The organism is Tigheibacillus halophilus (genome assembly GCF_042683165.1).
GTDB lineage: Bacteria > Bacillota > Bacilli > Bacillales > Amphibacillaceae > Tigheibacillus > Tigheibacillus halophilus.
Window position 1 is genome coordinate 496,225 of sequence record NZ_JBHUIZ010000003.1, and the last position, 13,001, is coordinate 509,225.

The 13,001-nt window shown below is 40.9% G+C and carries 10 protein-coding genes; 7 read left to right on the forward strand and 3 right to left on the reverse strand.

Annotated features, from left to right (window positions below):
- Nucleotides 1–336 precede the first annotated feature (336 nt).
- From ACFSMW_RS03020 to ACFSMW_RS03040, 5 genes are all read left to right on the forward strand, one after another.
- Nucleotides 337–789 carry a TlpA family protein disulfide reductase gene (locus ACFSMW_RS03020; RefSeq protein ID WP_390352897.1) on the forward strand — a complete coding sequence of 151 codons (453 nt, stop codon included), beginning with the start codon at nt 337–339 and terminating at the stop codon, nt 787–789.
- 331 nt (nt 790–1,120) lie between these two features.
- Nucleotides 1,121–2,878, forward strand: a complete 1,758-nt coding sequence (locus ACFSMW_RS03025) for an ABC transporter ATP-binding protein (protein WP_390352899.1) — start codon at nt 1,121–1,123, stop codon at nt 2,876–2,878.
- 3 nt (nt 2,879–2,881) lie between these two features.
- Complete coding sequence (locus ACFSMW_RS03030) at nt 2,882–4,720, forward strand: ABC transporter ATP-binding protein (RefSeq protein ID WP_390352901.1); 1,839 nt, start codon at nt 2,882–2,884, stop codon at nt 4,718–4,720.
- Nucleotides 4,721–4,894: 174 nt separating this feature from the next.
- Entirely contained in the window at nt 4,895–5,563 is a 669-nt protein-coding gene (locus tag ACFSMW_RS03035) for a potassium channel family protein (RefSeq protein WP_390352902.1), read from the forward strand.
- A 130-nt stretch (nt 5,564–5,693) separates the two neighbouring features.
- Nucleotides 5,694–7,418 carry a pyruvate oxidase gene (locus ACFSMW_RS03040; protein WP_390352904.1) on the forward strand — a complete coding sequence of 575 codons (1,725 nt, stop codon included), beginning with the start codon at nt 5,694–5,696 and terminating at the stop codon, nt 7,416–7,418.
- Nucleotides 7,419–7,576: 158 nt separating this feature from the next.
- Here ACFSMW_RS03040 and rnjA read toward each other — a convergent pair whose 3' ends face one another.
- The 3 genes from rnjA to def all read right to left on the reverse strand — a co-directional run bounded on the left by rnjA (nt 7,577) and on the right by def (nt 10,626).
- Nucleotides 7,577–9,244, reverse strand: coding sequence for a ribonuclease J1 (rnjA, locus tag ACFSMW_RS03045; protein ID WP_390352905.1), 1,668 nt, complete (start codon nt 9,242–9,244; stop codon nt 7,577–7,579).
- Nucleotides 9,245–9,247: 3 nt separating this feature from the next.
- Complete coding sequence (locus ACFSMW_RS03050; RefSeq protein ID WP_390352906.1) at nt 9,248–9,457, reverse strand: DNA-dependent RNA polymerase subunit epsilon; 210 nt, start codon at nt 9,455–9,457, stop codon at nt 9,248–9,250.
- Between the two features lie 617 nt (nt 9,458–10,074).
- The gene (def, locus tag ACFSMW_RS03055; protein ID WP_390352907.1) at nt 10,075–10,626 is read right to left on the reverse strand and encodes a peptide deformylase; all 552 of its coding nucleotides are present in this window, start codon (nt 10,624–10,626) and stop codon (nt 10,075–10,077) included.
- Nucleotides 10,627–10,835: 209 nt separating this feature from the next.
- Between def and ACFSMW_RS03060 the strand changes: the two genes are divergently transcribed.
- Entirely contained in the window at nt 10,836–11,501 is a 666-nt protein-coding gene (locus ACFSMW_RS03060) for a YkyA family protein (RefSeq protein WP_390352909.1), read from the forward strand.
- A 456-nt stretch (nt 11,502–11,957) separates the two neighbouring features.
- On the forward strand, nt 11,958–13,001 hold the full coding sequence (pdhA, locus tag ACFSMW_RS03065) for a pyruvate dehydrogenase (acetyl-transferring) E1 component subunit alpha (RefSeq protein WP_390353898.1): 1,044 nt from the start codon (nt 11,958–11,960) through the stop codon (nt 12,999–13,001).

The following is a 13,001-nucleotide window of genomic DNA, read 5'->3' on the forward strand; positions in this document are numbered from 1 at the left end:
CTCATGAAATATCCGTCTTTAAATTTATGGGGTTTCTTTATGAGAATCCTCTTTTTTTTGGTGGATAGTATTGCAAAGCTGTACACCGTTTGATTTTTTGGTTGATGGTTAATTAACAATAAATGTCACCAATCTATACAAAGGGCAAGATTTGACTTGATTGGTGACATTGGAAAGCACTTTCTAATGGGGGATAAATGAAAATGATCACGTGGTTTTCACCGTGACAGTTTTTTCAACTAAGGCTTTGCTATGCTTCCTTTCTACGCATTTTTGGCTATAAAGCATATATTGGATAAAAACGAATATGTTTTAATTCAAGAAGGAGATGCTATCATGAAATTACGTGATCAAATGCCGGAATTGAACGGAGCGACAAAGTGGCTGAACAGCGCCCCGATAACTAGAGCAGAGTTATTGGATGACAGACCGACATTATTTCATTTTTGGTCTGTAAGCTGCAGCCTTTGCAAAGATGCGATGCCGAATGTAAGTAAATTTCGCGATAAATATAAAGATGAGCTTCACGTTATCGCAGTTCATATGCCCCGTTTGAAGAAAGACCTGGACATTAAACAAATCATGAAAGTGGCCCAGGAACAAGGCATCACACAGCCAATATTCATAGATAACCGGCATAAGCTGACGGACGCTTTTGACAATCGGTACGTACCTGCTTATTATCTATTTGATAAAGATGGAAAGCTGCGACATTTTCAATCAGGCGGTGGAGGTATGAGTATGCTGCGTAAACGTTTAAACCGCGTCTTGGGATTATCGAACAAATAAAATGATAATTAGATGCACTTTCAAAAATAACTAAAAAAGGCTATACAGTACAATTTCACATCTAGTTGACTGAAGCGAAAGGCCGCTGGCTATCAACTGTGGTTGCTAAATAAGTACTAATTGTGCCAATTACAAGTAAAATAAAAGAGTTTGGCAGTTCCATCTCTAGACGGACTTCCAAACTTTTTTACATTTATTACGGTTTTGGCCCACCCCCTTTTGTGAAGTACTTCTAAAATATAAATAATCGTAAAAAGAAGATAGCATTTTATTTCGAAAACCGTTATATTAAATATTGTGGAAATAATAAATTTTTTGTGGAGGGGAAAAGTTGAATATTTTAAAAAAATTAAAAGCATATTATTGGCCGTTCAAAAAGTATTTTGCGCTTTCGCTTTTATGTATGGTGTTTGTGACAGCAATTACAGTCATTTACCCGATTGTTCTTCAGATAACAATCGATGTAGTGGTCATGAAGGAACAATATTATTACATACCTTACATTGCGGCAATCTTTTTCTCGCTTATGATCATCAAGGGCATTGCCACGTTTTTAAATCAATATCTTGGCGACTTGTTTGGCATATCGAGTGTGTATGAAGTGAGAAATGGCCTGTATAAAAAATTGCAGGTATTGTCATTCAAATACTATGACAATGCTAAAACCGGAGATTTGATGTCAAGGTTGACAGCTGATGTAGAAGGATTTCGCTTTTTCCTTTCCTTTGGCTTTTCTGAAATGATACATACCATCCTTTTAGTTACGCTCAGTCTAGGCGTCATGTTTTTTTACTCCGCCCCCCTCGCTTTGGTCACCATGATTTCCATGCCTTTTTTAGCTATTGTCGTCTATCGATTTGACAAACGGGTGCATCCAGCATTTCGGGCAATCAGAAAATCTTTTGGCAAATTGAATACCAGGGTCCAGGAGAATATTAGTGGCATGCATACGGTCAAGTCACTCTCAAGAGAGTCGTTTGAAGTCGGCCGCTTTGAAACGAATAATGGTGATTACCGAGACCGCTATTTGGATACAGCAAGCATCTGGGCGAAATACTTCCCTTTGATGGAGTTTATCGGGAATTTCTGTGCCGTTGCTCTGCTTGCCTATGGTGGGTACCTTGTAACTAGTGGAGGCCTACAACTTGGGGAGCTGGTCGCCTTCTTCAGTTTGGTATGGTATATCATGGGGCCGTTGATGAATTTGGGATTCGTGGTCAACATGTTCTCTCAAGCGAAGGCATCTGCAGAACGATTGAATGAGATCCTTGAGGCAAAGGAGGATATTATTGAAAGAAAAAACGCTTTGGATAAGCCAATCAACGGTCACGTTATTTTTCGCCATGTCAACCTGACGTACACGAAGGATGATGATACTGCTTTAAAAAATATCAATTTTGATGCACCAAAGGGAAAAATCATAGGATTGCTTGGCCCTACAGGCTCAGGAAAAACTAGCATCACACAGCTGCTGACACGTTTTTACGAGCCGGAGAGTGGAGAAGTGCTTATCGATGGTCATCACGTATCAGAATATAAACTGGAAACATTGCGAAAACATATTGGTTTTGTGCTGCAGGAATCGTTTCTCTTCTCAACGACTATCAGAGAAAATATCGCCTATGGAAACCCGGATGTACCTGAATCGCAGATCATCGACGCAGCCAAACGAGCGCAAGCGCATGACTTCATCACGGAAATGCCAAAAGGCTATGACACAATGCTAGGGGAAAGAGGCATGGGGCTGTCAGGGGGACAAAAACAGCGTCTGGCCATAGCCCGTGCCATTTGTATCAACCCAAGCATCTTAGTACTCGATGATGCAACATCGGCTGTCGATATGGAGACCGAATTTAAGATTCAGCAAGCTTTAAAAGAGGTGATGCGGGACAGAACAACGTTTATTATTGCTCATCGTATTTCATCTTTAAAGCATGCGGATGAAATTCTTGTCATGGAAGAAGGAAGTATCGTCCAACGCGGTACGCATGATACGTTACTGAATGAACCAGGTCAATATCAGGAAGTATTCAACATGCAATATCGAGATCGAGAAGCCATTTTGAAGCAATCGACACAGGGGGTGTAATAGATGAAAAAAGATAGAGAAAATCAAACGGAAAACAGATCCAATCGATTTCATTATACGATCGATCGCGCGGCTGAAAAGCCCTTCAATTGGAAACAGCTATGGCGTTTGCTTATTTATCTGAAGCCTTATTCGAAAACGTATTTGCCAGGGGCCATCCTGATGATGATCATTTCAACTTTTGTGAGACTGGCAGTTCCTATTTTAATCGGTAAGGTGGCGATAGACGGAGCGATTGCAAATCATGATATGTCCATGCTCGGATATTTGGTCGGAATCATCGTTGTGCTGTATGGCATTAACTATATCAGTAATATTTTTCGGATCAAGTGGGTCAATTATTTAGGTCAAAATGTCATTTATGATTTGCGTAAACATTTATTTACCCATGTGCAAAGCTTGTCCCATCGATTCTTTGATTCCAGATCAGCAGGTTCGATACTAGTCCGAATCATGAATGATACGAACTCATTACAGGAGCTGTTCACCAACGGGATCATCAATCTATTGATGGATGTCATCACATTGACTGGTATCATCATCATATTGCTGACGCTTAGTCCTAAACTGGCACTTGCAATCATGGTCGTACTTCCACTCATGTTTTTTATTTCAACCAAGCTGCGCCGTAATATCCGCAGGGCTTGGCAGGACACACGGATCCAGCAGTCAAGAATGAATTCCCATTTAAATGAGAGTATCCAAGGAATCCGTATCACCCAGTCTTTTTCACAGGAAAAAGAAAATACTGCCTATTTCTTTGGAGTGAATAAGGATAATTTTTACAGTTGGAAAACAGCTACAAAAAAAAGTGCTATGTTTCGTCCATTAGTAGAACTCTGTAATGCAGCTGGCACAGTGATTTTAGTGGCCTATGGATCCTATTTAATCCTGTTAGGTGCAGGGCATGGCGGTATTGAGCTGGGTACGTTTGTTTCCTTTGCTTTCTTCTTGGGAATGTTCTGGGAGCCCATTTCCCGACTCGGACAAATGTATAATCAATTGCTGATGGCGATGGCTGCTTCAGAGCGTATTTTCGAGTACTTGGATGAACAGCCAAATGTGAAAATTATGGATAAGGCCCATGTCTTTCAGGACATCCAGGGCGAGATAGTGTTTGAAAATGTACAGTTTTCCTATGATAATGATCGTGTTGCCCTGCATGAGATATCTTTGAAAATGCGTGCCGGTGAAACAGTTGCACTCGTTGGCCATACAGGCAGTGGGAAATCGACGATAGCCAATCTAATCAGCAGATTCTATGATCCGTCCAAAGGAAGCGTGAAGATTGACGGTTATGATTTAAAAGAAACTGATTTAAGAAGCTTGCGGTGCCACATCAGTATTGTGCTGCAGGATACCTTTGTTTTCTCGGGTACAATTATGGAAAATATACGTTTTGGACGCCCAGATGCGACTGATGAAGAAGTCATCAAAGCTGCTAAAGTTGTCGGTGCAGATGAATTTATCAATAGAATGGCACAAGGTTACCAGACAGAGGTGGAGGAACGGGGCAATATTTTATCAGCTGGCGAAAGACAGCTATTGTCGTTTGCAAGAGCTTTGTTGGCTGATCCACGCATCCTTATTCTGGATGAAGCCACAGCTAGCATTGATACACAGACTGAAGTGAAGATTCAACAGGCTTTGCAGAAGTTATTGCATGGCAGGACCGCTATCATTATTGCTCACAGGCTTTCCACGATACGAGAGGCAGATGAAATCTTTGTGCTGGCCCAAGGTAAGATACTGGAACATGGGAGCCATTCAGAACTGATGGAACAGCAAGGGGAGTATTTTGAACTGGTCAAATCACAATTTCAAATGCTGGACGCGATTTGATAAAAGCTATCTTGCATGCATGCTTTTTCGGGAAATCCTTGCAAGCTGATTGAAAGAATTAAATATCGCCCACTTTTTTACAGAGGGAGGAATGCTTGAAAAAACGCTTTGGTTTTCGCTATCCCTGTGTTATATTAATCAAAGAAAATGGTACTTGTAGTGGAGGAAAATAATATGAATAGGGAATTCGCAGTTATTGGACTTGGCAGGTTCGGTGGAAGTATTTGCCGTGAATTGAGCAGGGAAGGCATGGATGTCCTGGCGATGGACATCAATGAGGACCGTGTGAATGAATTTAAAAATATCGCTTCCCATGCTGTTATTGCTGATTCTACCGATGAGGCGACACTAAAGGAACTGGGCATAAAAAATATCGAGCATGTTATCGTAGCCATTGGTGATAACATCCAAGCAAGCATATTAACGACTGTCATTCTGACAGATCTTAATATAAAAAAAATCACTGTCAAAGCGAATAATGATTACCACGAAAAAATATTGAATCGAATCGGGGCAAACCATGTAGTGCATCCGGAGCGAGATATGGGAAAACGTATCGCACACAGCATCATTTCAAATAATATATTGGATTATTTGGAGCTCTCCGATGATCATAGTATTGTAGAAGTGAAAGCAGGAAAAAGAATGGAAGGGAAGTCACTGATGGATTTGGATATCCGTGCAAATTACGGTTGTAACGTCGTAGCCATCAAGCAGGGGAGCAGTATCAATGTTTCTCCAAGTGCAGAAGATTTGCTGGATGAGCAGGATATCCTGATCGTAATCGGAGCTGATAAGGACCTCTCCAGGTTTGAGAAACATTTGGTCATAGAGGAAAGTTAATTCGGAACGTCTCTGTTGGTTGAAAAGCTTGGGAAATTTACTTTCTGGGAAACATGTATCCGTGGATACATGTTTTTTGTTATGCTATTTTGGGAATACATCCGTATAGATGTTGAAAGGATGTTGTTAAATGAGCTCGAAACGAACAGGAGAAATACTGACTGATTTATTAATAGATTGGAATGTTAATCATATTTACGGGATGCCTGGCGATTCCATAAATGAATTCGTAGATGATTTGCGAAAAAAAGAAGATGAAATCAAATTTTATCAAATAAGGCATGAAGAATCTGGTGCCTTAGCTGCCAGTGCTTATGCGAAATTGACTGGTAAGATCGGTGTCTGTTTGTCTATTGCAGGCCCTGGAGGAATACATTTGCTCAACGGCCTTTATGATGCGAAAAAGGACGGGGCTCCAGTACTGGCGCTTGTAGGACAGGTTACCAGCGAAAATGTCGGAACAAAATCCTTTCAGGAGATTGATTTACAGAATTTGTTCGCTGATGTTGCTGTGTATTGTGAACAGGCGCAGTCTGCGGAACAATTGCCGGATATGTTGAATATGGCGATCAGGAATGCTTATGTACATCAAGGAGTAGCGGTACTCATTGTCCCGGACGACTTATTTGCTGTGAAACAAAATGGGCGCCAGCCATCGACTGCGCCTTCTTATGTCAGGGCATTGCCTTTTCCGCATGAAGTGTCGCTGATCAATAGCGCCAATATGATAAATGAAGCAAAAAAGCCAGTCATTTTAGCTGGGAAAGGGTGCAGAGGGGCTGATAAGGAACTCTTGCAATTCGCAGAAAAAATTAATGCCCCGATCGTTGTCAGTTTGCTTGGCAAAGGAATCATACCAGATTATCATCCTTTGAACATGGGCCAGCATGGACAAATCGGGACAAAACCGGCTTATGAAGCCATTATGGAGGCAGACTTGCTATTACTGGCTGGAACATCATTCCCTTACCGAAACTTTTTGCCGGATGATACGAAAGCTATTCAGATTGATATCATGGCGGATAGAATCGGCGATATATACCCGATCACAGAAGGATTGTGCGGGGATACCAAGCAAATTTTATGCAAGCTGGACGAGATGGTGGAGAACAGAACGGATAACAGCCGCTTCTTGCAAAAATATCAGGATAAAATGAAAAAATGGCATAAACAAATGGAAAAAGATAAACAGGCTCGCGAAAACCCGCTGATTGCCCCTCAGGTAATGCATGCGCTGGAGAAAGTGGTTGATGAAGACGCAGTGATTTCTTGTGATGTAGGCAATGTTACTGTCTGGGCTGCCAGATACTTTCCGATTTTACACCAGAAGTTTGTCATTTCAGGAAGATTGGCGACCATGGGTTGTGGGCTGCCTGGCGCAATAGCTGGCCAGATTGCCTATCCTGACAAACAAGTCGTGGGTATATGTGGCGATGGCGGGTTCACGATGGTCATGCATGATTTTGTCACGGCAGTTAAATATGGCTTGCCTGTAAAAATGGTTGTGTTGAACAATAGCAAGATCGCTATGATCAAATACGAGCAGGAACTTCTCGGGCATTTGGAATATGAGACCTCCTTGGGGGAAATGGATTTTGCCAGTTTCGCAGAAAGCTGTGGGGGAGCTGGTTATCGTGTGGATAAGGCCGAGGATTTGGACAACGCTATGGAGCAGGCCTTCACGTCCAATAAACCGGCAATCATTGATGTTGCTATCAAAGACATGCCTCCGTTGCCAGGCAAGATTTCCTATGATCAGGCAATCCATTTTGGAGAATTTTTAATCAAGGACTTCTTTACCAATAAAAAAGTAGAAGTACCAGATTTGAAAACTTCTATAGAAAGGCTATTGTAATGAAAGCTTTTTTCACTATATCGGTTGATAAAGATTGATACAATACAACAGACGTCCATAAGCTGACATGGCTTATGGACGTCTGTTGTGTATCCTTGTTTGAGAAAAGAAAAACCTGCAAAGCGTTGTGCTTTGCAGGTTTTAGTTAAACTTTAACTTCAGACTTCCATGATAATCGGAAGGATCATCGGGCGCCTTTTCGTTTTTTCATATAAGAAAGGTGCGATGGTATCAGTAATTTCGTTTTTAATTTCCGACCACTGTGTTGTTTTCTTTTTCATGATTTTATTCAAATGCATTTGCACTTGTTTTTGCGCTTCCTTAATCAAGTCTTCTGATTCACGCATGTAAACGAAGCCGCGTGAAATGATGTCGGGCCCGGAAGCAATCTTGAACTCCTTCATATTGATGCTGACGACAACAATAACAAGCCCTTCCTGCGATAAGATACGTCGATCGCGCAAAACGATATTGCCGATATCGCCGATACCTTTGCCGTCTACGTAAACCGCTCCTGAAGGTATTTTCCCAGAAATAAGTGCTTCGTCTTTTCCCAAAGCCAACACATCGCCATTATCCATGATGAATGTATCTTCAGGGGCAATCCCACAAGCTTCCGCGAGTTTCGTGTGTTCCTTCAGCATCCTGAATTCACCGTGAATTGGCATGAAGAATTTCGGTTTGATCAGTCTGAGCATGAGTTTCTGCTCTTCCTGGCCACCGTGTCCCGAAGTATGGATATCACTTACCTTATGATGAATGACTTCAGCCCCTGCACGGTAAAGGCTATTGATTGTACGATTAACACTGATTGCATTTCCAGGGATTGGAGATGAAGAAAATACAACCGTGTCACCAGGTATGATTTGGATTTGCCTGTGTGTACCATTCGCTATACGTGATAAGGCTGCCATTGGTTCACCTTGTGTTCCAGTACAAAGAATAGTGATTTTGTTTGCAGGCAATCGATTGATTTGGTTTGCTTCAATAAACGTATCCTTCGGCGCCTGGATATAGCCTAACTCTTGACCAAGCGTGATAGCGGATTCCATACTGCGGCCGAAGACAGCCACTTTGCGTCCGTGCTGTACAGCAGCTTCAATCACTTGTTGAACACGGTAAATGTTCGATGCGAATGTAGCAAATATTAATCTGCCTTCAACTCTGCTGAAGATATCATTGATGGTCGCACCGACGACTTTCTCAGACATTGTGAATCCTGGTACTTCACTGTTTGTGCTGTCTGACAAGAGACAAAGCACGCCTTCTTTACCAATTTCAGCCATTTTTGTCAGGTTTGCAGGTTCTCCGACTGGTGTGAAGTCGAATTTGAAATCTCCTGTGTGGACAATATTTCCTGGCGGTGTCTTGACTACTACCCCAAAGGAATCGGGTATGCTGTGTGTAGTCCGGAAAAAGCTGACAGATGTTTTCCGGAATTTGATAATATCGTCTTCTTGTATAGTAATCATTTTTGTAGAGCGTAACAATCCATGTTCTTCCAGCTTATTTTGAATTAGTCCGGTCGCAAGTTTTCCGGCATAAATGGGTACATTGATTTCACGAAGCAAGAAAGGAATGCCCCCAATATGGTCTTCGTGTCCATGTGTGATAAAAAGTCCTTTAATTTTATCTTGATTTTGTACCAAATAAGTGTAATCAGGAATGACATAATCGATGCCAAGCAACTCGTCCTCAGGGAACTTGATGCCTGCATCAATCAGAATGATTTCATCCTGGAATTGAACTGCATACGTATTTTTGCCGATTTCACCCAATCCACCAAGAGCGAAAACGGCAGTTTGATCGTTTTTCACAAACTTCATTTTTTATAGTTCCTCCACTTTAAAATCTTCTGATCGTTTTTCATATGCCAATTGTGCTTCGTCTAGTGGATGGATGTATTCGATATTCAACTTGCGGGCTGCTAATTTTTTGCGGGCATCGCGGTCAGAATCTGCCTCGACATAGAGGCTTTTGGTACGTTCACGTACAGGAACCTCAGTTGGAGATTCCTGGTATAAAACTTTAAATATCATGTTATTATCTCTCCTAAAAAGTTGGTATTCATTCAGGGTGAAATGAAAGGAATCTATATAGCTTTCTTTCATGAACAGTCCTGAGTTTCTTTTCAATTTACAATCCATCAGCAAATGCATCACACCTGTTGCATTTGCTGAGGTTGAAGTTGTCAGCTAAAACCACAGCATCATCGTGATTGGTAGTTTTTGGGTAGTTTTGCCAAAAAGGTCATAACAATTTAAATGCATGGTTTTCAGCAATTTTTTCTGAAAACAGTCATGCACTTGTTAAGAAAAATCATCTTCCTTATAAGTTGTTGGTACACGTCCTTGGCCCAAAATATCTTTCAATCGTTTTTTTAGCTTTTCTTTCAATCGTTTGAGCATGAGAAATACATCTCCTTATCAATAACTTGAAAAGCAAAAAACGTTCTACCGTCCAATCCCTCTTATTTATAGTATAATACGATTTCAACAATAATAAAATAGATATACTTTAATTTATGTGAATTTTATTTTGCTTTCACGTGTAAATTGGCGGTCTGATCTAACGTTTATCCTATTTTTTGCATTCTTATGTTTTCTATGCAGACTGAAAAAGAAGCTGCTCCATTTTACAGGAAACAGCTTCTTTTTTAATGAATTGCTTTGGCGTTGTCGGGGATGGCATATGGGTTATCGTTGTTGATATGATCATAAAACATGATGCCGTTGAGATGGTCGATTTCGTGCTGAAAAACAATTGCCGCATAATCGCGCAGCCGCAGTTTGACTGGGTTTCCGTCCAAGTCCACAGCTCTTACTGTTATCCTTGCTGATCGTGGGACAAAACCTTCCACAGGCCGGTCGACGCTCAAACACCCTTCTCCTTCTCGCAAATATGCTCTTTCAACTGAATGGCTGATAATTTTTGGGTTGAAAAGACCATAGCTGTATAATTTGCCATGGTCATCTTCAAAATGAACGGCGAGCATTCTTTTTTCCAGTCCAAGCTGAGGAGCCGCCAGACCGACACCTGGGCGCAGAGCATATTTCGCGCAAGTTTTTTCATCCTGGCTGTTTTGCAGAAACGCAAGCATTTCTTGCAGTTTCTGTTTATTTTCTTCAGACGCAGGCAGTTCGACTTCAGTTGCGACTTCTCTTAGTGCAGGATGGCCTTCACGTACTATATCTTTCATTGTAAGCATGTCATTGTTCACACTCCATATCGTATTAATTCACAACTAACTATTGTATTCTCATCAAAATAATATTTTAACATAATTTGTGGTAAAAAAGCATATAAAGCAGTATAGGAAGGGGTCATTCGTTTTTGTCATTTATTCCCTGCGATTTATGATATACTGTTCCACATATATAAGGTATAAAAATAATAGATATCAAAGAGGGGAGAAATATGCGAATAAAAAAATATGTGATGGTAATTGTATTTGGAATATTTGCTGTATTGGCCGGATGCGGCCAGTCTGCAGAGGAAAAAATCTATAATCACTTGGAAGAAACAGTGAGTTTGGAGGCGGATTTTGCCAAGACTCAAAATGAAATGACAGATTTGGAAAGCCAGGAAAATAAAATTTATGATGAAATCATGGAGCTGGGAATGGATGAGTTCAAACAAATTCAGAAGCTTTCGGCTGATGCAGAAAAAAATATCGATAAAAGAACCGAAAAACTTGGGATAGAGCAGGAAAGTGTAGAGAATGCAAAAGAGGAATTCAAAAAAACGCAAGCCCTGATCAATGATCTGAAAGAAAAAGCAGCAAAAACCAAAGCTGAAAAAATGTATGATGTTATGATAAAACGATATAAGACCTATGACCAGCTTCATAAAGCGTACAAGCAATCCCTGGCTCAGGAAAAAAAATTATATAATGTGCTGCAGGAAAAAGAATCGAGCCAAGACGAACTAACAAAACAAATCAATGCGCTCAATAAGACTTATGAAAAAGTTATCGCAGCTAACAAGGATTTTAACAAGTATACTAATAACTATAATCAAGCTAAAAAAGCCTTTTACAAGCATACGGATTTAAAAGTATCCTACGAAGCCAAAAATGAATAAACATCTTCTCCAAACAGAACCCGTCAAACGGGTTCTGTTTTTTATAGGGTATAAGACATAAAAAACATTCACTTTGCTGTGAAACATCTATACTGATACAGTTTAAATGGACACTATAACAGAATGAGACAGTTCGTACTTTGTGCAGCCTAAAATAGCTGTAACCGTTTACTGTATCGGTTTTAATAATGAATCAAAGCACTTGACCGTCGCTTGCCGAATGGAGTAAACTAAAAGGGAATTAAATTGTATTACTTTTTTCGGATGTTTTTATGTAACAGATTCCGTGCATATGATTTGCCTTCCGGGAAAATGGGAACATAAAAATTAGGGAAAAAGATACAGGTTTTCTCCCATGATGGGTGGGAAATATATAATAGATCACATAATGGACAAGAAAGGAAGAGGTGAACGATTTTGAAACATGTACTTGAAAATATCGAGAGTCAGTTCGAAATGTTCCAGGTTCTTAATGAAAAAGGTGAAATTGTTAACAAGGATGCAATGCCAGACTTGTCAGATGAACAATTGAAGGAACTAATGACGCGGATGGTGTATACGCGTGTGCTGGATCAGCGTTCTATTGCACTGAATCGCCAGGGTCGCCTAGGGTTCTATGCTCCGACCGCAGGACAGGAAGCTTCACAGTTGGGAAGTCATTTCGCGCTTGAAAAAGAGGATTACATTCTTCCTGGTTACCGCGATGTACCACAGTTGATTTGGCATGGACTGCCACTATATCAAGCATTTTTGTTTTCAAGAGGGCACTTCCATGGCAACCAAATGCCTGAAGGTGTACATGCCTTAAGTCCGCAAATTATCATCGGTGCACAGTTCGTTCAGACTGCTGGTGTAGCACTGGGAATGAAAAAGCGTGGCAAAAAAGCTGTTGCGGTCACATATACAGGTGATGGCGGTACATCTCAAGGTGATTTCTACGAAGGAATAAACTTCGCAGGCGCATATAAAGCGAACGCTATTTTCATTGTCCAAAATAACGGATTCGCAATTTCTGTTCCAAGGGAAAAACAAACTGCTGCTAAGACATTGGCTCAAAAAGCTGTAGCTGCAGGTATTGAAGGCATTCAAGTTGACGGAATGGACGTGTTGGCTGTATATGCTGCGACAAAACATGCTCGGGAGCGCGCAATCAACGGGGAAGGCCCGACATTGATTGAGACGCTGACATACCGTTATGGTCCGCATACAATGGCCGGGGATGATCCGACCCGTTACCGTACCGAAGATTTGGATTCCGAATGGGAGAAAAAGGACCCGCTTGTCCGTTTTCGTTCATATCTGGAAAGCAAAGATCTTTGGAGCGAAGAAGAAGAAAATAAAGTAATTGAAAAAGCTAAAGCTGAAATCAAGGATGCTATCAAGAAAGCTGATAAATATCCTAAACAACAGGTAACTGACCTGATTTCCAATATGTTCGAAACACTTCCGTCTAATTTAGAGGAGCAAATGGAAGAATATAAAGAGAAGGAGTCGAAGTAA

Bases quoted from the DNA above. Each gene is read 5' to 3' on its own strand.
- ACFSMW_RS03030 (WP_390352901.1), top strand. From the start codon at position 2,882: ATGAAAAAAGATAGAGAAAATCAAACGGAAAACAGATCCAATCGATTT.
- pdhA (WP_390353898.1), top strand. From the start codon at position 11,958: ATGTTCCAGGTTCTTAATGAAAAAGGTGAAATTGTTAACAAGGATGCA.
- ACFSMW_RS03050 (WP_390352906.1), bottom strand. From the start codon at position 9,457: ATGATATTTAAAGTTTTATACCAGGAATCTCCAACTGAGGTTCCTGTA.
- ACFSMW_RS03035 (WP_390352902.1), top strand. From the start codon at position 4,895: ATGAATAGGGAATTCGCAGTTATTGGACTTGGCAGGTTCGGTGGAAGT.
- ACFSMW_RS03040 (WP_390352904.1), top strand. From the start codon at position 5,694: ATGAGCTCGAAACGAACAGGAGAAATACTGACTGATTTATTAATAGAT.
- ACFSMW_RS03060 (WP_390352909.1), top strand. From the start codon at position 10,836: ATGCGAATAAAAAAATATGTGATGGTAATTGTATTTGGAATATTTGCT.
- rnjA (WP_390352905.1), bottom strand. From the start codon at position 9,244: ATGAAGTTTGTGAAAAACGATCAAACTGCCGTTTTCGCTCTTGGTGGA.
- def (WP_390352907.1), bottom strand. From the start codon at position 10,626: ATGCTTACAATGAAAGATATAGTACGTGAAGGCCATCCTGCACTAAGA.
- ACFSMW_RS03020 (WP_390352897.1), top strand. From the start codon at position 337: ATGAAATTACGTGATCAAATGCCGGAATTGAACGGAGCGACAAAGTGG.